Annotated in this window: 21 protein-coding genes; 9 read left to right on the top strand and 12 right to left on the bottom strand. The window is 60.0% G+C overall.

What is annotated here, in order from left to right; genetic code table 11:
- Positions 1-7: 7 nt before the first annotated feature.
- From ACI2KA_RS03915 to sppA, 10 genes are all read right to left on the bottom strand, one after another.
- Positions 8-2836, bottom strand: a complete 2829-nt coding sequence (locus ACI2KA_RS03915) for a [protein-PII] uridylyltransferase (RefSeq protein WP_404499404.1) — start codon at positions 2834-2836, stop codon at positions 8-10.
- A 96-nt stretch (positions 2837-2932) separates the two neighbouring features.
- On the bottom strand, positions 2933-5647 hold the full coding sequence (gene mutS, locus ACI2KA_RS03910; RefSeq protein WP_404499402.1) for a DNA mismatch repair protein MutS: 2715 nt from the start codon (positions 5645-5647) through the stop codon (positions 2933-2935).
- Positions 5648-5774: 127 nt separating this feature from the next.
- Positions 5775-6656 carry a GNAT family N-acetyltransferase gene (locus ACI2KA_RS03905; protein WP_404499730.1) on the bottom strand — a complete coding sequence of 294 codons (882 nt, stop codon included), beginning with the start codon at positions 6654-6656 and terminating at the stop codon, positions 5775-5777.
- Between the two features lie 97 nt (positions 6657-6753).
- The gene (locus ACI2KA_RS03900; RefSeq protein ID WP_404499400.1) at positions 6754-9000 is read right to left on the bottom strand and encodes a hybrid sensor histidine kinase/response regulator; all 2247 of its coding nucleotides are present in this window, start codon (positions 8998-9000) and stop codon (positions 6754-6756) included.
- Positions 9001-9055: 55 nt separating this feature from the next.
- Positions 9056-9544: a signal peptidase II gene (gene lspA, locus ACI2KA_RS03895; protein ID WP_404499398.1), complete on the bottom strand. Its 489-nt coding sequence runs from the start codon at positions 9542-9544 to the stop codon at positions 9056-9058.
- The gene (locus ACI2KA_RS03890) at positions 9544-10404 is read right to left on the bottom strand and encodes a TrmH family RNA methyltransferase (protein ID WP_404499396.1); all 861 of its coding nucleotides are present in this window, start codon (positions 10402-10404) and stop codon (positions 9544-9546) included. The genes lspA and ACI2KA_RS03890 overlap by 1 nt, the downstream gene beginning before the upstream one ends.
- A complete protein-coding gene (locus ACI2KA_RS03885) occupies positions 10401-11534 on the bottom strand; it encodes a class I SAM-dependent methyltransferase (RefSeq protein WP_404499394.1) in 1134 nt (377 codons plus the stop codon). The genes ACI2KA_RS03890 and ACI2KA_RS03885 overlap by 4 nt, the downstream gene beginning before the upstream one ends.
- Positions 11535-11627: 93 nt before the next feature.
- Positions 11628-11966, bottom strand: a complete 339-nt coding sequence (locus ACI2KA_RS03880) for a LapA family protein (protein ID WP_404499392.1) — start codon at positions 11964-11966, stop codon at positions 11628-11630.
- 66 nt (positions 11967-12032) lie between these two features.
- Positions 12033-12359, bottom strand: a complete 327-nt coding sequence (locus ACI2KA_RS03875) for an integration host factor subunit beta (protein ID WP_262517148.1) — start codon at positions 12357-12359, stop codon at positions 12033-12035.
- Between the two features lie 2 nt (positions 12360-12361).
- Complete coding sequence (gene sppA, locus ACI2KA_RS03870; protein ID WP_404499390.1) at positions 12362-13315, bottom strand: signal peptide peptidase SppA; 954 nt, start codon at positions 13313-13315, stop codon at positions 12362-12364.
- A 247-nt stretch (positions 13316-13562) separates the two neighbouring features.
- Between sppA and lptC the strand changes: the two genes are divergently transcribed.
- The 6 genes from lptC (at position 13563) to ptsN (ending at position 18684) form a co-directional block, all read left to right on the top strand.
- Positions 13563-14228 carry an LPS export ABC transporter periplasmic protein LptC gene (gene lptC / locus ACI2KA_RS03865; protein WP_404499388.1) on the top strand — a complete coding sequence of 222 codons (666 nt, stop codon included), beginning with the start codon at positions 13563-13565 and terminating at the stop codon, positions 14226-14228.
- A gap of 13 nt (positions 14229-14241) precedes the next feature.
- Complete coding sequence (locus ACI2KA_RS03860; protein WP_404499386.1) at positions 14242-14805, top strand: LptA/OstA family protein; 564 nt, start codon at positions 14242-14244, stop codon at positions 14803-14805.
- A 9-nt stretch (positions 14806-14814) separates the two neighbouring features.
- Entirely contained in the window at positions 14815-15624 is an 810-nt protein-coding gene (lptB, locus tag ACI2KA_RS03855; RefSeq protein WP_404499384.1) for an LPS export ABC transporter ATP-binding protein, read from the top strand.
- Positions 15625-15777: 153 nt separating this feature from the next.
- Entirely contained in the window at positions 15778-17328 is a 1551-nt protein-coding gene (gene rpoN, locus ACI2KA_RS03850) for an RNA polymerase factor sigma-54 (protein WP_404499382.1), read from the top strand.
- Positions 17329-17562: 234 nt separating this feature from the next.
- Positions 17563-18141 (top strand): ribosome hibernation-promoting factor, HPF/YfiA family, encoded by a 579-nt coding sequence (gene hpf / locus ACI2KA_RS03845; protein WP_404499380.1) that lies wholly within the window; start codon positions 17563-17565, stop codon positions 18139-18141.
- Positions 18142-18222: 81 nt separating this feature from the next.
- A complete protein-coding gene (gene ptsN, locus ACI2KA_RS03840) occupies positions 18223-18684 on the top strand; it encodes a PTS IIA-like nitrogen regulatory protein PtsN (RefSeq protein ID WP_003503792.1) in 462 nt (153 codons plus the stop codon).
- A gap of 81 nt (positions 18685-18765) precedes the next feature.
- Here ptsN and grpE read toward each other — a convergent pair whose 3' ends face one another.
- Positions 18766-19401: a nucleotide exchange factor GrpE gene (gene grpE / locus ACI2KA_RS03835; RefSeq protein ID WP_404499378.1), complete on the bottom strand. Its 636-nt coding sequence runs from the start codon at positions 19399-19401 to the stop codon at positions 18766-18768.
- 113 nt (positions 19402-19514) lie between these two features.
- A complete protein-coding gene (gene hrcA, locus ACI2KA_RS03830) occupies positions 19515-20606 on the bottom strand; it encodes a heat-inducible transcriptional repressor HrcA (protein WP_404499376.1) in 1092 nt (363 codons plus the stop codon).
- 136 nt (positions 20607-20742) lie between these two features.
- On the opposite strand from hrcA, the gene rph reads away from it, so the two are divergent.
- Genes rph through hemW form a run of 3 tightly spaced genes read left to right on the top strand, consistent with a single transcriptional unit; the run spans position 20743 to position 23326 of the window.
- Positions 20743-21459, top strand: coding sequence for a ribonuclease PH (rph, locus tag ACI2KA_RS03825; RefSeq protein WP_404499374.1), 717 nt, complete (start codon positions 20743-20745; stop codon positions 21457-21459).
- A gap of 17 nt (positions 21460-21476) precedes the next feature.
- A complete protein-coding gene (gene rdgB / locus ACI2KA_RS03820; protein ID WP_404499372.1) occupies positions 21477-22121 on the top strand; it encodes an RdgB/HAM1 family non-canonical purine NTP pyrophosphatase in 645 nt (214 codons plus the stop codon).
- A 5-nt stretch (positions 22122-22126) separates the two neighbouring features.
- The gene (gene hemW, locus ACI2KA_RS03815) at positions 22127-23326 is read left to right on the top strand and encodes a radical SAM family heme chaperone HemW (protein WP_404499727.1); all 1200 of its coding nucleotides are present in this window, start codon (positions 22127-22129) and stop codon (positions 23324-23326) included.
- The last annotated feature ends 43 nt before the right edge of the window (positions 23327-23369 follow it).

Raw genomic sequence — 23369 nt, 5'->3', positions numbered from 1 at the left:
GGGCGTTTCAAGCCTTTGCCGTGCGCGCGGCCGGCAGGGCCGCCACGTCTGGGTGGGCGATGATGCCGTTCGGCATGCGGTCGCGCAATTCGTCCTCCTGCTCGCTCATCACCGCCTTCAGGCGTTGCGATATGCTGGCCTGCCGGTTGTCGTTCGTCACCTTCTGGCCGAAAAGGTCGGTGACATAGAAGGTATCGATGACCTTCTCACCGAAGGTGGTGATGCGGGCGGAATGAATGTCGAGCGACAGGTCGGCAATGACGGCCGTCATATCCGCCAGCAGGCCCGGCCGGTCGAGGCACTCAACCTCGATGACGGTGAACTTGTTCGACAGCCCGTTGGAAATGATGACCGAGGGCGGAATGGTGAAAGCGCTTTTCTTCTTGCGGCTCTTGGTGCGGGTGGCGATCATTTCCGGCAGGCGCTGGCGGCCGGAAAGCACTTCCTCGATCAGCTTGCCGACATTGTTGCCGCGCCGCATCTCGTCCTCGTCGATCGGGAATTCGCGGTTGATGAGGATCGTATCGAGCGCCCGTCCGTCGGAAGTGGTGAAAATCTGCGCGTCGGCAATGTTTGCACCGGCTGCCGCACAGGCGCCGGTGATGATCGACAGCAGGCGCGGGTGGTCGGGCGCCAGCACGGTGATTTCGGTGATGGCGTGGAAGGAATGGGTGCGCACCATGGTCGACAGCGCCTTTTCCTGCTTGTCGGCCTCGCGGATGAAGCGGGTGTGGCGCACCTGGTCTTCCAATGCGACCGTCAGCAGATAGGGCTCGTAATGCAGCTTGGTATATTTGCGCCGCGCCTTCTGGCCCCAGTCGTCAAGGGCGTCGTAGAGCGCCTGCCGGGCGATCTGCGCCCGTTCCTTGCGCGAGACTTCCGAGAAGCCGCCGGAGAGCAGCAGTTCCGTCTCGTAATAGAGCGAGCGCAGCAATTGCCCCTTCCAGCCGTTCCACACGCCTGGACCGACGGCTCGGATATCGCAGACGGTCAGGATCAGCAGCATCTTCAGCCGCTCCATGGACTGCACCTTGTCGGCGAAATCGGTAATGGTCTTGCGGTCGTGCAGGTCGCGCGTCTGGGCGACCATGGACATCAGAAGATGCTGCTCGATCAGCCAGACGACGGTTTCGGTCTGCTTGCCGGTCAGGCGGAAGCGTTGGCAGAGCTTGCGGGCGACACGCGCCCCGGCAATCGAATGGTCTTCCTGCCGGCCCTTGGCGACATCATGCAGCAGCACGGCGACATAAAGCGCCTCGCGCTCTTCAACCCCCGGCATCAGCTGGTTGGCAAGCGGATGGGCATCGACAGCCGTGCCCTTGTCCACTTCCGACAGCACGCCCACCGAGCGGATCAGATGCTCGTCCACCGTATAGTGATGATACATGTTGAACTGCATCATCGCGACGATCTTGCCGAATTCGGGAATGAACTTGCCGAGCACGCCGGCTTCGTTCATCCGCCGCAGCGTCAGCGCCGGATCGCGACGCGACGTCAAGATCGACAGGAAAAGCCGGTTCGCCTCCTCGTTTTCGCGAAGTTCGTCATTGATGAGCGACAGCGAGCGGGTGACGACACGCAGAGCGTCCGGATGCAGTTCGAGATTGTTGATATCGGCGATGTGGAACAGCCGGATCAGATTGACCGGGTCGTTCTTGAAAACATCAGGCTTGGCCAGCGCGATACGCCCCCTGTCCTCAACGAATTCCACCGAACCGGGAATCTTGCGAACGCGGTGGGCAAAGCGGCTGAGGACGCCGGAAAGGCCCGGTACATCCTTCGCCTGCCGGTCCTCGAGCGCGGCGCAGACGATGCGGGTCAGATCACCGACATCCTTCGCCACGAGGAAATAGTGTTTCATGAAGCGCTCGACGGCGGAAAGCCCCGGACGCGGCTGATAGTTCAGCGCATCGGCAATCTCACGCTGAATATCGAAGGAAAGGCGTTCTTCCGCCTTGCCGGTGATGAAATGCATCTGGCAACGGACGGCCCAGAGAAAATCATCGGCCTTCTCGAACAGCTTTAACTCGGACCTGGACAGAACGCCGAGCTTGACGAGGTCGGCCGTATCGCGGACGTGGTAATAATATTTGGCGATCCAGAACAGCGTGTGCAGGTCTCGCAACCCGCCCTTGCCTTCCTTCACATTCGGTTCCACCAGATAACGCGTATCGCCCGCCTTGCGGTGGCGCTGGTCGCGCTCGGCCAGCTTGGCGGCGATGAATTCCGGACCGGTGCCGGTGACGACTTCCGACTCGAAACGTTTTTCCAGATCGTCTGTCAGAGATTTCCTGCCGCAGATCGCCCGCACTTCCAGAATGGCGGTACGGATGGTCATGTCGGATTTCGACAGGCGGATGCACTCGTCCACCGTGCGGGTGGCGTGGCCGACCTTGAAGCCGAGGTCCCAGAGAAGGTAGAGCACGAACTCCACGGCCTTGTGCATATCCTGCGTGTTCTTGGCCGGCAGCAGGAACAGCAGATCGATATCCGATCCGGGCGCCAGAGTGCCGCGTCCGTAACCGCCAACCGCGGCGACCGCGATCTGCGGCGCGTCCTTAGGATAGACATATTGGCAGGCGAGATCGTAAAGCATCTCGATCAGCCGATCCTGAAGCCAGGAAATCCGCCGGGCGCAATCAATGCCGCTGCCATCGGCTTTCAGCAATTCGCGGATCTTTTCCCGGCCTTCCGTGCTGGCCTTGCGGAAGAGCGGCAACAGGTCGGACCTGATATCGGCGGTGCGCTTGCCGTCTTCCCTGAAGATGACGTCGCAGTCGCTCCTGAGCGCCGAGACATCGAGAATTTCGGAAAAATCCAGGTCCTTGATGGCCATCTATGCCGGTATCCATGTCCTGTGGGAAATCCCACCGCTTGCGATGGGAGTGTCCTATAGCGAGTTTTAAAGGCGATGGACAGGCAGTCTATCCCCTTAAGCCTTGCCAAGTTCTTTCTTTAACGCATAGAGCGCGTCCAATGCCTCACGTGGTGTCATTTCATCGGGGTTGAACCCCTTCAGAGCTTCCTCCACCTTCGATGGCCCGGCCTTGCGGGTTTCCTCGCGGCGCACGGCGATCTGGAACAGCGGCAGATCGTCGATCAACTGGCTGGCCGGGTTCTTGCGGTCGGCATCTTCGAGCTTGGTCAGAACCTCGCGGGCGCGTTCCACCACCGATGCCGGAAGTCCTGCAAGCCGTGCGACCTGAATGCCGTAGGAACGATCCGCAGCCCCGGGTCCGACTTCGTGCAGGAAGATGACATCGCCTTCCCACTCCTTCACCCGCATCGTGGCATTGGAAAGGCGGCCGAGTTTTTCCGACAGCACGGTCAGCTCATGGAAATGGGTGGCGAAGAGGCCGCGGCAGCGATTGACCTCGTGCAGATGTTCGACCGCCGCCCAGGCGATCGATAGCCCGTCGAAGGTTGCCGTGCCGCGGCCGATCTCGTCCAGAATGACCAGCGAGCGATCCGTCGCCTGATTGAGGATGGCGGCGGTCTCCACCATTTCCACCATGAAGGTGGAGCGGCCGCGCGCCAGATCGTCGGAGGCGCCGACACGGGAAAACAACCGGTCGACAACGCCGATATGAGCAGCTTCCGCCGGAACGAAGGAGCCGATCTGGGCGAGGATGGCGATCAGCGCATTCTGGCGCAGGAAGGTCGATTTACCGCCCATGTTCGGGCCGGTGAGCAGCCAGATCGCACCGTTCTTGCTGCCATCGACGGCCGACAGGTCGCAATTATTGGCGATGAAGGGTCCGGCCGACTGCCGCCTGAGCGCCTGCTCTACAACCGGATGACGCCCGCCCCGGATTGCAAAGGTCATGGAGGCATCGACGATCGGGCGGCAATAGGCCTGTTCGGTCGCGAGATAGGCAAGGCTCGCAGCAACATCGATCACCGCAAGCGCCAGCGCACCAGCCTTGATCGCTTCCGCCTGCTGCACCACGGCCTTGACCATACGCTCGAAGGCTTGCAGTTCCATGGTCAATGCCTCAGCAGCGGCATTGGCAATACGGCTTTCGAGATCGGCAAGCTCGGTGGTGGTGAAACGCATGGCGCCCGCCATGGTCTGGCGGTGGATGAAACGCGCCTTGGCCTCATCCGTCGCCGTCATCACATCGGCATTGCCAGCCGTAACCTCGATGAAATAACCGAGAACATTGTTATGCTTGATCTTGAGCGACTTGATGCCGGTCTCGTCGGCATATTGCAGCTGCAGCCCGGCAATTACCCGGCGCGACTGGTCGCGCAGCGCCCGCACCTCATCGAGTTCCGGGTTCGCTCCCTCACGCAAAAAGCCGCCGTCGCGCTTCAGAAGCGGCAGATCGTCGGCCAGCATCGATCCGAGCATGGCTTCCAGCCCGCCGGGCAGGGCTTTCAAATCCGAAAGCGCCGCCGCCAGCTCATCCGGCAACAATCCCTGATCGAGAATGACGGCAATCCGTTCCGCCGAAGCCAGCCCCTGCCGGATGGCGCCGAGATCGCGCGGGCCGCCGCGCTCCAACGCAAGGCGGGAGAGCGCACGCGGCATATCGGCAACCTGTTTCAAGGCGTCCCGCAGGCCGTCGCAGAGCGAAACGTCATCGATGAGATAGGCGACGGCATCGAGGCGGGCATTGATCCTTTCGGGATCGGTCAAGGGCGACATCAGCCGCTCCGCCAGAAGCCGCGCGCCGCCGCCCGTGACCGTGCGGTTGAGCGCGTGCAGCAGCGATCCATCCCTTTCGCCGGAAAGCGTCTTCACCAGTTCCAGATTGGCGCGGGTGGCGGGATCGATAAAAAGCGTGGAGGCGGCACTTTCGCGTTCCGGCGCACCGAGTGGCGGGCGTTCGGCAATCTGGGTCTTTTCGACATAAGCGACAGCAGCAGCAGCAGCAGCCAGTTCCACCCGCGAAAACGTGCCGAATCCATCGAGTGTCGAGACGTTGAAATAACGGGCGATACGCCCTTCCGCCGTGGCGCTGTCAAAGAGAATGGCCGGCTGCGGCACGGCCACACGGCCCAGCACATCGAAGACCGGACGCAATTCCTCATCATGAAACAGGCTGTCGGCGACGATCAGCTCACGCGGATCGATACGCCAGATATCGGCGAGAAGCCTTGTCAGCGTGGTTTCCGCCAGGCGGAAGACGCCGGTGGAAATATCGATCCAGGCGAGTGCGAACTGCGCCTCGGCACTGCCGCGGATGCGGGCAAGCGCCATCAGATAATTGGATTCCGTCGGTGACAGCAGTTTTTCTTCGGTTAGCGTGCCTGGGGTGACGAGACGCACCACGTCGCGGCGAACCACCGATTTCGATCCGCGCTTCTTTGCCTCCGCCGGGTCTTCCACCTGCTCGCAGACGGCGACGCGATAACCGCGCAGAATGAGCTTCTGCAGATAGTCGTCCGCCGCATGGACGGGGACGCCGCACATGGGAATATCATACCCCATATGCTGGCCGCGTTTCGTCAGCGTGATCCCCAAGGCGCGGGAGGCTTCGACCGCATCGTCAAAGAACAATTCATAAAAATCGCCCATGCGGTAGAAGAGCAGCGAACCGGGATTGTTCGCCTTGATCTCGATATATTGCTCCATCATCGGAGTGGCCGAAGCGCGGCTCTCCTCCGTGATCAGGGAAGCGGTTGTCAGAACGTCCGTCAATGGCCTGCCGATGTCATATCGTGTTGCGGAAAACGAGCGCCGACACTAGCGGCAATGGCCGCCCCAAGACAACACGCGCGGCACCGCTGCCCACAGGAACATCCAGCAAGGTCTCGCCGAAAACCGCTCAGCCGTTGATGCGCTCGGCCTCGCCGCCATAATAGCTGATATAGCGGCCGGCAATGGAGGAAACCGGCAGGACCACCAGAACGTCGGTGGTGTTGAAGGCATGATCCACCACGGCGCCGGAGCCGAACATGGCGCCAAGGCGCATATAGCCCTTGATGAGCGGCGGCATGGCGTTCAGCGCCTTGCGGGTGTTGAGCGCCTCCGCCGGCATCAGATCCATCTCATGGTAAAGCTCGGGAAGCGCGGAGGCCGCCCACTCCCCCTTTGCAACGCAATTATGATGCAGGAAGGACAGCGCCAGCGCATGGGTTTCCGGTTGCACGCCGGGGAAGGAAGCGCAGCCGATCATGGCGTCCATGCGGTGCTTGACGGCATAGGCCCAGTTGCCCTGCCACAGAAGCTCGACGGTACGCTTGGTACGATAGTCCGGCAGCACGCAGGAGCGGCCAAGCTCCATGAAGCGTTTGCCGGGATGGCGTGCGACGAGGCCGTCAATATCGAATTCGCTGGCGGAATAGAAGCCGTTATTGGCGAGCGCCGTTTCCTGCCGCAGCAGACGGTAGGTGCCGACGATCTGGTCCTCGCTGTCACCTTCGATCGCCTTGTCGAGGACGAGAAGATGGTCGCAGACGCTGTCCCAGGCATCGATGTCGCGCTTGCGGCGCATCGCATCGGCGGGAAGGCGCGCCTTCATTTCCTCGACAAAGACCCGGTAACGCACGGATTGCGCGGCATCGATCTCGCGCTCATTTTTCGCTAGCCGCGTTTCCAGCGTGCCGATACGACCGAAAAGGCCCTCATTGCCCTGAACAGTCTCAGGACGAGGATTAATGACAACCTTGTTTTCACAAATGTCGTGATTGAAGATTTCGGCAACCATGGGGAATCGCTCCGCCACCAAAGAATTTTCCTGTCATAAATCACTAATTGACGACAGAATAGTGACAAAATGCCGCCGGCGCGAGTCTGTCAAGCTATTATGGCGAAAGGCGTTTCGCCTCCAGCATGCGGCGGATTTCCTCAACCAGCCGTCTGGGGTCGACCGGCTTGGTCAAAATTGCGCCGGCACCGGCTTTCAGCAGGATTTCGGCGGTCTCAGCGCTTGCATCGCCGCTAAGCACGATCACAGGAATATTTCTTTCGCCCTTCAGCGTGCCGAGAAGTTCCGGCAGCACCTCAAGCCCGTCACCGCCCGGCATATTGAGATCAGAGATGATGAGATGCGGCAAAGGGGCCGTACCCGGCGCCACCGACAGCCGCAGGGCCTGAAAATCATCGACGGCGCGAACGATATAGCCGCTTTTTTCCAGAACGGCGCGAATGATGCGGGCGTTGACGGCATCATCCTCCGCCACCAGAATATCGACGCCGCTTATTCCCTCCTTCAGCCGCGACGAAAATCCGACATCGGGGTGATTGTCGTTGAGGGCGTCGCGGCGCTCTATGCCACGCAGGCGGCCACACAGGACGTCGATCAGCGATTTTTCGCGCAGCGGCCGGATCAGCCAGGCGTCGAAGGACACGTGCATGGTCGAGGGCCGCTCTTCCGGGCTGACCAGCAGGGTACGGCGAATATTCTGCTGTGGCCAGTCCTTCAGGACATCCCTGAACAGGAGCGAAACACGCTGGTCGACGATGATGTCGGTGAGACCGGCGTCCTGATCAGACGCCCGGCTTCTCAGCCTCTGCAAATCTTCCGGCTGATGGATCAGAGCACATTTGCCGCCAAAGGCCTCGATTGCCTCCATCGTCACCAATGATGCCACACCCTTTGGCGCAATCAGCAGGACATTCGTATGCTGCAGGCAATGATACCGGCTGGGGTCCGGCTTTGCTGACGGCGCGCCGCCCGGGCGGAACGACAGCTTGAATTTGCTGCCCTTACCCCGGCGGCTCGAAACCGTGAGGCTGCCGCCGAATTCCCGCACGATGCGGGCGGAAATCGCAAGCCCGAGACCCGTGCCGGCGCTTCGTTGCGACAACGGACCTGCCTGCTCGAATTCGCCGAAAATGCGCGCCTGTTCCGCTTCACTCATGCCCGGGCCTGTATCTTCGACGGTGATCTGCAATTCGCCATCGGCCATACGCGCGCGGATGACGACACCGCCTTCCCGCGTGAACTTGACGGCGTTACCGAGGAGATTGAACAGGACCTGGCGCAGCCTCGCCGGATCGAAGTCCAGATAATCGGGCACATCCGGACTGACGAAGGAGGTGATTTCTATGCCTTTTTCGTGAGCACGATGAGCCAGCATCTCAACGATGCTCTCGATCAGCCGCCGCAGGTTTTCCGCACGCGGATTGAGCCTGAAACGGCCCGCCTCCATGGTCGAATAATCCAGCAGGTCTTCGACGAGCTGCACCAGAGACTGGCCGGACTGCTTCATGCCGTCGAGATAGTTGCGCTGCTCTTCATTGAGCTTGGTTTGCGACAGAAGATGGTTCATGCCGAGCATGCCGGAAAGCGGCAGGCGGATTTCGTGACTGACCGTGGCAAGCAGTCTCGCCTTTTCGGCGTCGGCTTTTTCGGCCCGCAGCCGGGCATCTTCCCTTTCGGCAAGCGCCAGCCGCTCCTCGGTCACATCCCTGGCGATGCTGCTGATGAGGAGACGGCTGCTTTCGAGATCGCGGGTGACGACATCGTGCCAGGAGAAGATGCGCTGGCCAAAAGGGGTGGCGATTTCCACGTCATAGGCATGGACCTTGTCACCCGGGCGGAACGCAATGCCGATTTCCTCGCAGCTCAATCCCTCCGGCGCCGGGCATCCCGTCATGTCACGAAAGACCCGGTTCGCCTCAACGATGCGCCGATCCATATTCCGGATCACCACGATATCGCCCATCGCCTCCTGCATCTCGGCGATCAGCGAGCGGTTTTGCGTCTGCCGCAGCCGAAGATCCATATAATCCGCAGACAGGGGGTCTGCATGCCAGGCCGTTTTTCCAAACAGCGCATAAAGAAGAACGCCGACGAGCACCACACCAAAAAAGGAGGCCAGGGCAACCGTGACCGCATAGGGCACCGCAAGCGCAATCAGCGCCGCAGAAAACGCACCGACCGACAATGAAACCGCGACATAGACGGCAATCGACCCGGAAGCGGTTTCGGGTTCGGCGGCGACGTGGTGCCTTGTGGAGTCGACACGGTCCCGCCGCTGCGTCCCAACAGGCGCCAGCCCAAGGCCGTCTGAAACTTTTTCCCGCAGTTTTGCCAGTTCGCTCATATCCAACCGCTACCACGACAGCGGTTTTGATATGTTTGGTCCAAACCCTAAAATTTTACTTTTTCGCCGCCCGGGCGTGCAGAAATTCATCGAGAATGACGCAGGCAGCGCCGATGGTTATGAAACTATCGGCCAGATTGAACACGGCGAAGGACCATGTCTGCGTGTGAAACAGGATGTAGTCGATGACATGTCCGTAAAAAAACCGGTCGAGAAGATTTCCGGCCGCACCCGCAATGATGAAGGCGAAACCGAGATGGGCAAAGGTGCGGTCCGCCGCCGTCTTGCGCCACAGCCACAGAACGAAGACCACGATGACGAGCCGCATGCTGACGATGAACCAGCCCTGCATGTCCGACAACATCGAAAATGCGACACCGAGATTATAGGTCCGGTAAAGCGCCAGAAACGGTATGACGGGCACCATCTCCTGCATCGGCAGATAGGCTTCCACCAGCTGCTTGACGACCTGGTCCAGCACCAGCGCGGCAACGATCAGAGCAAGAGCCGGGCCGAATTTCGAAAACAGTGCCGCTTTGGCCATTATTTCACCGGAGCAAGTTCGAGGAGATGTCGCCGCGCCTCAAACAGCATGACGGCGGTTGCGATGGCGAGGTTAAGACTGTCGGCGCGGCCCTGCTGGGGGATGCGCGCCAATTGATCCGCCTTGCCGGCCAGTTCCGGCGGCAGGCCGGATTGCTCGTTGCCCATCAAAAGCACGACCGGCTTGCCGGCATAATCGATCTTTCGATAATCCACCGAACCGGCCAGGTGGGTGGCGACAACACTGACCTGCGCCGATTTTTTCCAGGACAGGAATTCTTCAACCGAGGCGCGGGCCACAGGCATGGCGAAGACCGATCCCATGGTGGCGCGAACGGTTTCCAGCGAGAAGGGATCGGTGCAGTCGCCGACCAGAATGACGCCCGAGGCGCCCGCCGCATCGGCGGTGCGGATGATGGTGCCGAGATTGCCGGGATCGCGCACCCGGTCGAGCGCTATATAGGTTTCGCCCTTTTCCGGACGGATATCCTTCAGCGGCTTCCATTTCTGTTCGAAAATGCCGACGACCATCTGCGGATTGTCGCGGCGGGTGACCGAGGCGATGACTTTTTCGCTGACTTCGAGCACGAGACCGCCCGATGCAACCGTCTTCACCGCCGCCTGCTCCACCAGCGGCTTGCCCTTGGCGGCCTTGGCATATACGAGCGTCTTGATCGTCCAGCCGAGTTCGAGCGCGTCGATGACCAGCTTCAGGCCTTCCGCCATGAAGGTGCCGGTCTCTTCCCTGCCCTTTTTCTGGCTGAGCGTCTTGATGTCCTTGATGATGGGATTGGCAAGGCTGGTCACTTCCTTGACCTGGCCAACCCGGCGCGTCGCATTTTCGCGCATGTCCTTCGTCATTTCGGCTCCCAACGGCTGAACAGCGAGGTGGAAAGCACCCGGCCCGGCGTCTTGCCGTCAAGCCCGGCCTCGCGAATGACCAATTCGCCGGATGTGACGACACCGCCGGCGCCGCGCATGGTTTCGCGCATCAGCTCATGCATCGAATAGAAACTGGCCCTGATGGAATAGGCGGTCAACACCAGGCCGAGCGCCCTCGGCGACAGGATGTCCCGGCAGATATCCAGCATCAGCGGCAGGTGGTCAAACAGTTGCCAGACTTCCCCATGGGTGCCGCGGCCGAATTTCGGCGGGTCGGTGAGGATGATGTCGTAGCTGTTGCCGCGGCGTTCCTCACGCTGGATGAACTTCATCGCGTCTTCGCAGATCCAGCGGATCGGCGCCTGTTCCAGCCCGGCGAGCGACTGGTTTTCCTTGGCCCAGCCGATCGCCTTCTTGGAGGCGTCGACATGGGTGACTTCAGCGCCGGCCGCCGCCGCGACCAGCGAGGCAACCCCGGTATAACCGAACAGGTTCAGCACCTTCAGCGGCCGGTCAGCCGTTTCGATGGCATGTTTCAGCCATTCCCAATGCACGATCTGCTCCGGGAAGACGCCGACATGCCGGAAGGCCGTGAAGCGGCCCAGAAATTCGACGCCGAGCAGGGACAGTGGCCAGGTCTCACCCAGCGCCGCCTTGGGGAAACGCCAGCGGCCCATGCCGTCCTCATCCGTATCACCGGTAAAGACGGCGTCGGCATTCTGCCACACGCGATCGGGAACCGACGGTTTCCACAGCGCTTGCGCCTCGGGGCGGACGACCCGGTAGTCACCATATTGTTCGAGCTTCAGACCATTTCCGCTGTCGATCAGGTGAAAATCGCCCGCGCCGCTGGATTCCAGAATGACCGGAACCTGTTCCGCCGGCAGTTCGCCGGTACGATCCTTGAGAGGCCGCACGGGCACCTGTTCAACGGCAGGCGCGGCGCTGATTTTTTCTTTCGGCGATGGTTTCTGCACGCTGCGCACCGCATCCGGCTCGCGCTTTTTCGGCGCCGAATCCGGCCGGCGCGCCGGCTTTGCGGCGTGAACCTGTTTTTTCTCGCTCCCGGCGCGCGCGCGATTGCCCGGCCGGCTGTCTTTTTTCTTCAATGGAAATCTTTCCGCTTCTGCCCGCGTCTTCATCGCGGAGCAAATAACATTCCCCGCGCCGCTCGCCTAGAGCCGGAACGACTGTCGGCACCATCACTTTGCCGGGAGCTGTCCCACCTGCGGGAGTTGGCCGGCCGCCGCCTTCTGGCGGTTCGCTTCATCATGCCAGCGGACGGCCTCTTTCGCTTCGATACGAGCACGCTTGCGATGTTTGCCCTGCGCGAACCATGTGGCTGCAGATCCCAGCAATACGCCGAAAATGACCGCCAGAAACAGGAAGACGAAAAACGGCGCGGTGAAGGACAAAACGCCATCTTCTGGCCGGAAGGGATTGAGCGCGAGCGTCACGGCCTGGCGGTTTGCCACGCACAGGATGACGAGGATAATCGCCAGCGGAAGCAGGATGATGAGGTTGATGATTTTTTTCGACATCCGACAATACTCCATCGCTGCGGGCGTTGCGCCGGCTCCGTTTCAGTTGCCGGGCGTCAAGAAAGATCAATCGTCCTCTTCGTCGCCCATGCCCGGGTTCAGGCGCTCACGCAGTTCCTTGCCCGTCTTGAAGAAAGGCACCCATTTTTCCTCGACGAAAACCGACTCACCCGTGCGCGGGTTCCGCCCGGATCGGGACGGACGGTTTTTCACGGAAAAGGCACCGAAGCCACGAAGCTCGACGCGATTTCCTGCCGCCAGCGCATCGGTGATTTCATCCAGCACCGCATTGACGATGTTTTCCACGTCACGGTGATAAAGGTGCGGGTTACGCGCAGCAACAATCTGCACCAGTTCAGACTTGATCACGGTTGCCCCCTGAAAGGATTGGATTTTTAATGCGGCTCAACCTGCCAAACGGAAACAAGACCGTCAAGAAACAACTTGTCCGCACCGAGCTGGCCAGGTCCCGCAAAGGGAATTAAATCGTCATATCCCAGAAACTTCGCTATTTGCGCAACACTGAAAAGCGAAAAAGGCGAACGGGACGACGGCGCGCGCCATTCGACGATCGGCAAATCCTTGGCGACACCACGCGTTTCGAAATAGGCTCGAATTTCCTTTTCGCCGCCCAGCGTATCGACCAGCTTGTTGGCGAGCGCCTGACGGCCGGTGAAAATCGATCCATCCGCCAGCTTCAGAACATCTTCCCGCGGCAACTTGCGGCGATCGGCCACAAGGTCGACGAACCAGCCATAGCTGTCCATCACCATGGCGCGGATCATCGTCTTTGCCTCTTCGGGCGCTTCATGGAAAGGCGAAGGCTCGGCCTTCAGGGGCGAGGACTTGATTTCCTGCAGCGAGACGCCGAGCTTGTCCATCAGCTGGCCAAGCTGGGGATATTGGAAGATCACGCCAATCGAGCCGGTGATCGAGGTTTCGCCGGCGACGATGACATCGCCGGCCGATGCGATCATATAACCCGCGGAGGCAGCCAGCGTGCGGACGTCGGAGACGACGGGCTTCTTTTCTGCAACGCCGCGAATGGCCTTGAAGATGCGTTCCCCGCCATAGGTGGTGCCGCCCGGAGAGGAGATCGACACGATCAGCCCTTTGACATTGTCGCTCTTGGCGATCTTGTCGAGCCGTTCCAGAAGTTCGGTATTGTCCTGGATCAGGCCGGAAATCTCGACGCGGGCAATATGGGGCTTGGCGCTTTGCTGCGGCCCGTCCCAGAAAAACCGGTAGAGGCCGAAGGCGCCGGCGACGAGCAGGAGAACAGCGGCAATCCGCCAGAAAGTCAGCTTGCGGCGCAACCGCCTGCGATCCGCTATCGCCATATTATCCATCGAAAACCTCTGCCATCCGGCCTTATGACACTACCCTGCCTCACGGCCATATGGTTCTTCTAGCGCGAAGCCGCAAGGAAACAATAAGGAAACCAGAATTACGATAAAATTCGCATATCCCTTGCACCTTTCCAGACAAAAACCATATTGGCAGGACAAAGCACTCGTGCCAAAGACATTAAGATAAACATGCAAGCTTCAATTGCGCGCCAGAATGGCGCCCAGGAAGTTTTCCGGATCCACTCTTATGCTTGAAAGACTCCGCGAACCCGCGCCAGCATTTTCGCTGCCCCATGACCAGAACGGCGCCTACGAGCGCGCGCTTCGGCATTCCGCGCGCGTGAAGCGGCTGAAAATCATCCTGCCGCTTGGCGCGGCGGTCATTTCGCTCGCCTTCATCGCCGTTTCGGTTATCCGGACATGGGCGCCCGACGAGGTTTCGCTGGAAAGCGCAAGGATCGAAGACGGCAAGATCGTCATGGAAAAACCCGCCGTCGCGGGACGCAACGAGAAGGGGATCGATTACTCCATGAACGCCGACCGTGCGTTGCAGGATATCGCCAACCCCAACCTCATGACGCTTGAGAAAGTGCTGGCCGCCGTGCCGGTGAATGACAGCGTCGCACAGGTGATCGCCCAGGAAGGCATTTTTGACCGGGCCACCAATACGCTGAAGATGACGGCGCCTTTTGACATCAATCTCAGCAATGGCATACAAGCGAAGTTCCAGTCTGCGGACGTCGATCTCAAGGCCGGAAAAATGAGCAGCAAGGAGCCCGTTGCGATCAAAACAAACGACGGCTCGATTGTTGCGCAATCGATTGATATCGCCGATAATGGCAAGACGATTACATTTTCGGGGCAGGTACGGGCACGTATCGCTGCATCCAACATTAAAAATGAAGGCAAGTGAGAGCCCGGTCCAGATGATGCAAATTTCCCGTCCCGTTTCCCTTGGCAAATCCGCAGGCTTCACAGCCGCAAGTCTTTTTCTTTCGTGTCTTGCAACCGTGGCTTTTGCCCAGAACACCACGAGCAACATGCAGGGCGTCAAGCTCTCCGGCGACCAGCCGATCGCGATCGAAAGCGATCAGCTCGAAATTCGCGATCAGGAGCGCAAGGCCTATTTCACCGGAAATGTGAAGGTCGTGCAGGGTACGACCACCCTTCAGGCCGGCAAGATGACGGTCAATTACAAGGGTCAGGGCTCTTCGCTCACCAGCGGTGACGCCAATATCGAAAAAATTTTCGTCGACAACAACGTCTATCTGACCTCCGAGACCCAGAAGGCGACCGCCGACCACGGCGAATTCGACATGGCGGCGCAGACGTTCATTCTGACGGGCAAGCAGGTCGTCCTGTCCGAGGGCACCAATGTCTTTACCGGCTGCAAGCTGACCGTCCTGATGAATACGGGACAGGCCAAGCTTGAAAGCTGCGGCGGCCCTGTCCGGATCATGCTCGATCCGAAATCGCAGAAAAAACAGTAGTCTTTTCTCGTGAAGATACCCTCGATCTCAAAAATCCTTGGCGGTGGGCGCAACCGTTCAGCGGACGCTGCCTCACCGGCCGACAAGGCCCGTTATGAGGGCACGCTGATCGCGCACGGCCTGACCAAGACCTATAATACCCGACGGGTGGTCAATGGTGTGTCGCTGGTCGTGCGCCGTGGCGAGGCTGTGGGGTTGCTCGGTCCGAACGGCGCGGGCAAGACCACCTGTTTTTACATGATCACCGGCCTTGTGCCCGTCGATAGCGGCAAGATCGCCATCAATGGCAACGACGTCACCACCATGCCGATGTACAGGCGCGCACGTCTCGGGGTCGGTTATCTGCCGCAGGAAGCCTCGATTTTCCGTGGACTGACGGTGGAGGAAAATATCCGCGCCGTGCTCGAGGTTCATGAGCCGGACAGCACCAAGCGCAACCGCAAGCTCGATGAGCTCCTGGAAGAGTTCCATATCGCGCAATTGCGCAAGTCGCCGGCCGTCGCACTTTCTGGCGGTGAGCGGCGTCGCTTGGAAATCGCCCGCGCGCTGGCAACCGATCCGACCTTCATGCTGCTCGACGAACCTTTCGCGGGTGTCGATCCGATTTCGGTCAGCGATATCCAGAATCTCGTCAGGCATCTGACCGCGCGCGGCATCGGCGTTCTGATCACGGACCACAATGTCCGTGAAACGCTTGGTCTCATCGACCGCGCCTATATCATCCACGCCGGTGAGGTTCTGACCCATGGCCGCGCGGACGATATCGTCAACAATCCGGATGTACGTCGTCTCTATCTCGGCAATAATTTCAGCCTTTAAGGTTCCGGGCGCGAAAGATTCTTCATCGCGCCCCGCCCTGACGCTTGACCAAACATAATAAAAAAGCAATTTTTGGGCCAAGTTCCATCGCCTTCGTAAAATTTATGAAAACTGTGGCCATGGAGAAGCTGTAAGGGGAGTTTCGCGTCCGCCATGGCATTATCTGCCAGCCTTTTGCTGCGTCAAAACCAGTCTCTCGTGATGACACCGCAACTGATGCAGTCCATCCAGCTGCTTCAGATGACGCATTTCGAGCTGACGCAGTTCATCGCGCAGGAGGTGGAGCGCAACCCATTGCTCGAAATTGCGGCAAACGACAGCGATTTGGGCGGTAATGGCCTCGCGGATGCGGAGAGTTTCGGCGATGGCGAAAGCGAAGCGTCGGACAAGTCCCCAACGGTAACGGCCGATAGCGACGACTGGTACGGCGAACGGGCCGCCAATCTTGGCGAACAGCTCGATACCAGCTTCGAAAATGTCTTTCCCGATGACGCTGAACCGCGAAAAGCCGATGCGCCGGAACTGGCCGGCCAGTGGAAGTCCATGCCCGGGCAGGAGTCTGGCGAAAGCTACGACCTCGACGACTTCGTTGCAGCAAAACAAAGCCTTGGTGATCATCTCAGCCAGCAATTGCCGCTGGCCATTTCCTCTGCCGAGGAGAGGTTGATCGCCGATGCGCTGATCGGCCAGCTCGATGAGACCGGCTACATCGCGGCGGATGCCGTCGACGATGTCGCGGAACGGCTGGGGGCAGCGCCATCATCGGTGGAACATGTTCTAAAGACGCTGCAGGGCTTCGACCCGCCCGGCGTCTTTTCCCGTTCGCTGAGCGAATGTCTGGCAATCCAGCTCGCCCAGAGAGACCGGCTCGATCCGGCCATGCGGATTTTCGTCGACAATCTGGAGCTTCTGGCGAAAAGGGACTTCGCAGCCCTGAAAAAACTCTGCGGTGTCGATGAAGAAGACCTTCTCGACATGCTGACGGAGATCCGCACGCTCAATCCGCGTCCCGGCGCGGGTTACGATTCGGTGGTTTCGGAGACGATCGTTCCAGACATCATCGTGCGCCCGTCCTCCGCCGGCGGCTGGCTGGTGGAGATCAATCCCGAAACCCTGCCACGGGTGCTCATCAACCAGAGCTACTTCGCCGAAGTGTCAAAACACAAGGCACGCGCGGGGGAGGACCAGGATTTCCTCTCAGAATGCATGCAGACCGCCCATTGGCTGACCCGCAGCCTCGACCAGCGCGCCCGGACGATCATGAAGGTGGCGACCGAAATCGTGCGCCAGCAGGATGCTTTCCTCGTCAACGGCGTCGACCACCTGCGCCCCTTGAACCTCAAGACGGTGGCCGATGCCATCAAGATGCACGAATCCACCGTCAGCCGGGTGACGTCGAAGAAATACATGCTGACGCCACGCGGGCTGTTCGAACTCAAATATTTCTTCAGCGTGTCGATCAGCGCCGTCGAAGGCGGCGACAGCCATTCGGCCGAAGCGGTGCGTCACCGCATCAAGGCGATGATCGCGCAGGAATCCGCCGACGCCGTGCTTTCCGATGACGATATCGTCGACAATTTGAAAAAAAGCGGCGTCGATCTTGCCCGCCGTACCGTTGCCAAGTATCGCGAGGCGATGAACATTCCTTCCTCCGTCCAAAGGCGCCGGGAAAAGAAAGCGCTCGCCAAGTTGGCAGCCTTCTGAGCAGCAGACGCGATCACGTTTGGGCCGCCTTTTCGCCGCACCATTGACTCTTACCACGTCAGGGGCTAGAAGCCCGCCGCACACGTAAGCAAGGTCATTTGTAACGGATTCATCTCCACCGTCCATGGGCGTAAAATTCGAATGAAGGCTTTTTAGGGTCTTCGAAACGCTTGGATGCGCGCGCGGCTTGACGTAAGCTGGTACTCGCAAATCACTACAAAAAGGAAAATTTCCATGAGTGTGCGTGTATCTGGTAAACATATGGAGATCGGTGAATCTTTCCGCCAGCGGATTGAGGACAATATAGGTCTGGCGGTTACCAAATACTTCGATGGGGGGTATTCAGGCCAAGTGACCGTGGTGAAGTCCGGATCGCGCTTTGCCGCCGATTGCAAGCTGCATCTCGATACGGGCGTCGTATTGCATGCGGCGGGTCAGGCAAATGATCCGCAAGCGAGCTTCGACGCCGCCGCAGAGCGGATCGAGAAGCGTCTGCGTCGCTACAAGCGCAAGCTGAAGGACCATCATAATGGGACTGCAGCGAACGGCGCTGTGCCGGAAATTGCCTATACGGTGATGGATGCCATTCCCGATGAGGACCACGAGGTCCCTGAAGATTATGCACCCACCATCGTGGCGGAGAGTTCGAAACAGATCAAGACAATGTCCGTCGCCAGCGCCGTGATGGCGCTCGACATGACGGACGAACCGGTGCTGCTGTTCCGCAGCCCCGGCAAGGAATATCTCAACATCGTCTACCGGCGTCATGACGGCAATATTGGCTGGATCGACGCGGAAACGATCAAGAGCTGAACAGTCTGACAAGACATGGGAGGCAGGACACAAAGTGCACCTGCCTCCTGCATCGTCTCGATGGCATGAAGGAAAAAGAGAATGGCGTTGGCAGATTTGCTGCAACAAGATGCGATTATTCCCGCCCTCAAGGTGAATTCCAAAAAGCAATTGCTTCAGGAGCTGGCCGCAAAGGCAGCCAGAATTACCGGAGTCTCGGAACGGGAAGTTTTCGACGTCATCCTCCAGCGTGAGAAGCTTGGCTCCACCGGCGTGGGCCACGGCATTGCCATTCCGCATGGCAAGCTCAACAGCATTCATCAGATCACCGGCGTTTTCGCACGCCTTGAAACGCCGGTCGATTTCGAAGCGCTCGACGACCAGCCGGTCGATCTGGTTTTCCTGCTGCTCGCACCCGAGGGCGCCGGCGCAGATCACCTGAAGGCGCTGTCGCGCATTGCACGTGCGCTGCGCGACCCCGAACTGGTGGCCAAGCTGCGCGCCACCGATTCCGACACGGCAATCTATGCCTTCCTCAATCAGGAGCAGGCGACGGCAGCTTGATCGCAGCCCGCCCCCTCGATTTGACGGCAATAAAAAACGCGCCCTGGAGGCGCGTTTTTTATGACGTAAGGCCCAGGTGCCTCACGCGTCCTTTTCATTGAGAGACGAGGTGCCCGGCTCGGCCGATGCGCCGACCTCCACCTTGGGACCGCCTTTCGCAACGCCGACCATGGCGGGGCGGAGCACACGCTCACCGATGGTGAAACCGGCCTGAACCACCTGCAGCACGGTATTGTTCGGAACCGCCGTATTGGGGATTTCGAACATGGCCTGATGGAAATTCGGGTCGAATTTCTGGCCCTCGGCATCGATCTTCTTGACGCCATGGCGTTCCAGCGTCGAAATCATCGATCGTTCGGTCATTTCAACGCCTTCGATCAGGCCGTTGAGGCCGGCTTCGCCATTGGTCTTGAGCTCATCGGGAATGGCCTCGAGCGCACGGCGAAGATTGTCGGAAACGGCGAGCATGTCGCGCGCAAACCCGGCCAGCGAATAGGCCTTGGCGTCCTTGACGTCACGCTCGGTACGGCGGCGAAGATTGTCCATTTCGGCAGCAAGGCGCAGGAACTTGTCGCGCAGATCGGCATTTTCCGCCTTGAGCAGTTCCACCGGATCGGGTTCGGCAGCATCAGCGGGCTGTTCCCCGGCGATCGCGGGTTCGACAAGCTCTTCGGCGATGTCCGCGTCAGGTCCGGGCTTTTTTGTATCGTCGGTCATGACGTTCTCCAGATTTGAATGTTGTTGGTTGCGCCCGATATCGAGCTTTGACGGGCAAAAATCAAGGCTTGCGGCGAAAAGCTTGCCGCATTCCCCGACCTTGCGGGCTTGTCCTATCTCTGTTTGCGGGAAAGGCGGGCCATGATCTGCGCGGTGTAATCGACCATCGGAACGATACGCGCGTAATTCAGTCTCGTCGGCCCGATAACCCCGACCGCGCCCACGACACGATTGTCCTCATCGCGGTAGGGCGCGACGATCAGCGATGAGCCGGAGAGGGAAAAGAGCTTGTTTTCCGAGCCGATGAAAATCCTCACCCCCGAGCCGCTTTCGGCGAGATTGAGGATTTCGATCAGGTTTTCCTTGCGCTCCAGATCGTCGAACAGCAGGCGCACACGGTCGATGTCCTCTTCCCCCGCCAGCCCTTCGAGCAGGTTGGAGCGTCCGCGCACGATGAGACGGCCGAGCTTGCCGTCCTCATTGTCTCCCGCCCAGACCGCGAGGCCGCGTTCGATGAGGTCCTGCGCCAGCGTGCCGAGCTCGGATTGCAGCTCAGCCCGCTGCTTCTGGAACTGGCCGCGCAATTCCTGCAGCGTCTGGCCGGACAGATGCGCATTGATGAAATTGGCCGCTTCGGTCAATTGCGACGAGGAAATACCGGCCGGCAATTCGATGATGCGGTTTTCGACCTGGTTATGGTCGCCCACCAGCACCGCAAGTGCCTTGGTGGGCTCCAGCCGGATGAATTCGACATGTTTGAGGACAACGTCATTCTTGGCGGTGAGCACGAGGCCCGCCCCGCGCGACATGCCGGACAGCATGCGGCTCGCCTCGGTCAAAAGCCCTTCCAGCGACTGTTCATGGCCGGCAACGGGTCCGATCTGACGGTCGATATTTGCCCTTTCCTCGGCGGGCAGATCGCCCACCTGCATGAAGGCATCGACAAAAAAGCGCAGCCCGGTCTGCGTCGGCAGACGCCCGGCGCTGATATGCGGCGAATAGATGAGGCCCAACTCCTCCAGATCGCTCATGACATTGCGGACGGAAGCCGGTGAAAGCGACATCGGCAACAGCCGCGACAGGCTGCGCGATCCGAGCGGCTCACCGGTATCGAGATAACCTTCGACGATGCGCCGGAAAATTTCCCGCGACCGTTCATCCAGCAGCGATGTCTGATCTTTTGAAAGCGGTGCAGAAAAACCCATTTCGTCCGTTCTTTGTCGTCGAGATCCTGTCGCCACCAATATAATGCGTCGCGCGGCCGCGGCAAAATGGAAATTGGCTTTGCAAAAGCCCGGGCCGCGCCTTAGAAGGCAGGGACCAACATGGAGAGTGGATCATATGCGGCCTTCAGGCAGAAAAACCGATCAGATGCGCAAGGTTTCCTTCGAGCGCAATTTCTCGAAACATGCCGAAGGTTCCTGTCTGGTCAAATTCGGCGACACGCATGTGCTCGTTACCGCAAGCCTTGAAGAAAAGACGCCGCCGTGGCTGCGCAACAGCGGCAAGGGCTGGGTCACCGCCGAATATGGCATGTTGCCGCGCTCCACCCACGAGCGCATGAAGCGCGAAGCCGCTTCCGGCAAGCAGGGCGGGCGCACGCAGGAAATCCAGCGCCTCATCGGCCGCTCGCTGCGCGCCGTCGTCGATCTGCAGGCACTCGGCGAGCGCCAGATCAGCATCGACTGCGACGTGATCCAGGCCGATGGCGGCACCCGAACGGCCTCCATCACCGGCGCATGGATCGCCCTGCATGATTGCCTGAAGTGGATGGAAACCCGCAACATGATCAAGGTCGAGAAGGTTCTGAAGGACCATATCGCCGCAATCTCCTGCGGCATCTTTGCGAAGCAGCCGGTGATCGATCTCGATTATCTGGAAGATTCTTCGGCCGAAACCGATGCGAATTTCGTCATCACCGGTTCCGGCGGCATCGTCGAGGTGCAGGGAACGGCGGAAGGCGCACCCTTCTCCGAGGAAGAGTTCCTGACGCTGCTCGGTCTTGCCAAAGCCGGATGCAGCGAACTGGTGGCCCTTCAGAAACAGGCGATCGCCTGAACCGGCAGGAAAGCGTGATGCGCAAGCTCGATACCAGAACGATCGTCGTCGCCAGCCACAACAAGGGCAAGATCGCCGAAATCGCCGACCTGATCGGACCCTTCGGCTTTTCCGCCAAATCCGCGGCGGAGCTGAACTTCGAGGAGCCGGACGAGACCGGCACCACCTTCGAGGAAAACGCCGCCATCAAGGCGCTGGCATCGGCGAAGGCCTCCGGCCTGCCTGCGCTCTCGGATGATTCCGGTCTCGTCATCGATGCGCTGGATGGTGCGCCTGGCGTCTACACCGCCAATTGGGCGGAGACGGCCGATGGCACACGCGACTTCGCCATGGCCATGCGCAAGGTCGAGGATGCGCTTGCCGAGCGTGGCGCATCGAAGCCGGAAGATCGCACCGCCCGGTTCGTCAGCGTGCTGTGCCTTGCCTGGCCGGACGGGCATGTCGAATATTTCCGCGGCGAGGTGGAAGGCACTGTCGTGTGGCCGCCGCGCGGAACGAGCGGTTTCGGTTATGATCCCGTCTTTAAACCCGAAGGATACGACACCACTTTCGGCGAGATGACGGCGGACGAAAAACACGGCTGGAAACACGGAGATGCTTTCGCGCTTTCACACCGTGCCCGCGCTTTCAAGACATTCGTAGAAACCTGCCTGGAGGCATGAACCCGATGGTCGGGGAGCATCAACTTTCTGCCCCCGGCGCATCGCTTCTGCCGGATACGGGCGATCCCGGCTTCGGGATCTATCTGCATTGGCCCTTCTGTGCGGCCAAATGTCCCTATTGCGATTTCAACAGCCATGTCCGCCACCGGCCGGTGGACCAGGAACGGTTTACCGCGGCATTTCTGCGTGAAATGGAGCATATGCGCACGCTGAGCGGCCCGCGCGTCGTCACCAGCATCTTCATGGGCGGCGGCACACCATCGCTGATGGACCCGCAGACGGTGGGTGCGGTTCTCGATGGCGTCTCGCGCTTCTGGCATGTGCCCGATGGTATCGAGATCACCATGGAGGCCAACCCTTCCAGCGTCGAGGCGGAACGATTTCGCGGTTATCGCGCGGCAGGCGTCAACCGCGTCTCGCTCGGCGTGCAGGCGCTGAACGACCGCGACCTGAAGTTCCTCGGGCGCCTGCATGACGTCGCCGATGCCTTGAAGGCCATCCGGCTGGCGCGGGACATCTTTCCACGCATGTCCTTCGATCTGATCTATGCCCGCCCGAACCAGACGGTAGCCGAATGGGACGCCGAACTGAAGGAAGCGGTCTCCTATGCGGTCGACCATCTGTCGCTCTATCAGCTGACCATCGAAGAGGGCACGCCCTTTTACGGGCTGCACAAGGCTGGCAAGCTCATCGTGCCGGATGGCGAGCATTCGGCTGTGCTTTACGAGGCGACACAGGACATCACCGCGCGTTACGGCATGCCGGCCTATGAGGTTTCCAACCATGCCCGGCCCGGCGCCGAAAGCCGCCACAACCTCACCTACTGGCGGTATGGCGATTATGCCGGCATCGGCCCCGGCGCGCATGGACGCCTGACGAGAGGCGCTTCCAAACTCGCCACCGCCACCGAGCGGCATCCGGAAACCTGGCTCGAGACCGTCGAGCGGGAAGGCCATGGCATGGTCGATCAGGAGCTTCTCGGCGTCGATGAACAGGCCGACGAATTGCTGCTGATGGGCCTTCGCCTGCGCGAGGGCATCGACCTCGCCCGCTGGAGCGATCTTTCCGGCCGCGATCTCGACCCGGAGAAGGAGGAGTTCCTCCTGCAGCACGGCTTCGTGGAAAGGCTCGGCAATTCCCGCCTGCGCTGCACGCCTTCGGGCATGCTCATTCTCGATGCCGTGGTGGCCGATCTCGCCTGCTGAACGGCAACGTCATCTGACCTGAACCCATCAATAAATGAAAAGC

The organism is Agrobacterium sp. NPDC089420 (genome assembly GCF_044900305.1).
In the GTDB taxonomy this organism is placed as follows: domain Bacteria; phylum Pseudomonadota; class Alphaproteobacteria; order Rhizobiales; family Rhizobiaceae; genus Agrobacterium.
This window is presented reverse-complemented; position numbering and strand designations above follow the sequence as displayed.

What these genes read in the sequence shown, in the direction of transcription:
- ACI2KA_RS03905 (WP_404499730.1), bottom strand. Translation starts at nt 6,656, where the DNA reads ATGGTTGCCGAAATCTTCAATCACGACATTTGTGAAAACAAGGTTGTC.
- grpE (WP_404499378.1), bottom strand. Translation starts at nt 19,401, where the DNA reads ATGACCGACGATACAAAAAAGCCCGGACCTGACGCGGACATCGCCGAA.
- hrcA (WP_404499376.1), bottom strand. Translation starts at nt 20,606, where the DNA reads ATGGGTTTTTCTGCACCGCTTTCAAAAGATCAGACATCGCTGCTGGAT.
- ACI2KA_RS03890 (WP_404499396.1), bottom strand. Translation starts at nt 10,404, where the DNA reads ATGACGAAGGACATGCGCGAAAATGCGACGCGCCGGGTTGGCCAGGTC.
- ACI2KA_RS03900 (WP_404499400.1), bottom strand. Translation starts at nt 9,000, where the DNA reads ATGAGCGAACTGGCAAAACTGCGGGAAAAAGTTTCAGACGGCCTTGGG.
- hemW (WP_404499727.1), top strand. Translation starts at nt 22,127, where the DNA reads ATGGTCGGGGAGCATCAACTTTCTGCCCCCGGCGCATCGCTTCTGCCG.
- lptC (WP_404499388.1), top strand. Translation starts at nt 13,563, where the DNA reads ATGCTTGAAAGACTCCGCGAACCCGCGCCAGCATTTTCGCTGCCCCAT.
- ACI2KA_RS03915 (WP_404499404.1), bottom strand. Translation starts at nt 2,836, where the DNA reads ATGGCCATCAAGGACCTGGATTTTTCCGAAATTCTCGATGTCTCGGCG.
- rpoN (WP_404499382.1), top strand. Translation starts at nt 15,778, where the DNA reads ATGGCATTATCTGCCAGCCTTTTGCTGCGTCAAAACCAGTCTCTCGTG.
- rdgB (WP_404499372.1), top strand. Translation starts at nt 21,477, where the DNA reads ATGCGCAAGCTCGATACCAGAACGATCGTCGTCGCCAGCCACAACAAG.
- ACI2KA_RS03880 (WP_404499392.1), bottom strand. Translation starts at nt 11,966, where the DNA reads ATGTCGAAAAAAATCATCAACCTCATCATCCTGCTTCCGCTGGCGATT.
- hpf (WP_404499380.1), top strand. Translation starts at nt 17,563, where the DNA reads ATGAGTGTGCGTGTATCTGGTAAACATATGGAGATCGGTGAATCTTTC.
- sppA (WP_404499390.1), bottom strand. Translation starts at nt 13,315, where the DNA reads ATGGATAATATGGCGATAGCGGATCGCAGGCGGTTGCGCCGCAAGCTG.
- lspA (WP_404499398.1), bottom strand. Translation starts at nt 9,544, where the DNA reads ATGGCCAAAGCGGCACTGTTTTCGAAATTCGGCCCGGCTCTTGCTCTG.
- ACI2KA_RS03860 (WP_404499386.1), top strand. Translation starts at nt 14,242, where the DNA reads ATGATGCAAATTTCCCGTCCCGTTTCCCTTGGCAAATCCGCAGGCTTC.
- ptsN (WP_003503792.1), top strand. Translation starts at nt 18,223, where the DNA reads ATGGCGTTGGCAGATTTGCTGCAACAAGATGCGATTATTCCCGCCCTC.
- rph (WP_404499374.1), top strand. Translation starts at nt 20,743, where the DNA reads ATGCGGCCTTCAGGCAGAAAAACCGATCAGATGCGCAAGGTTTCCTTC.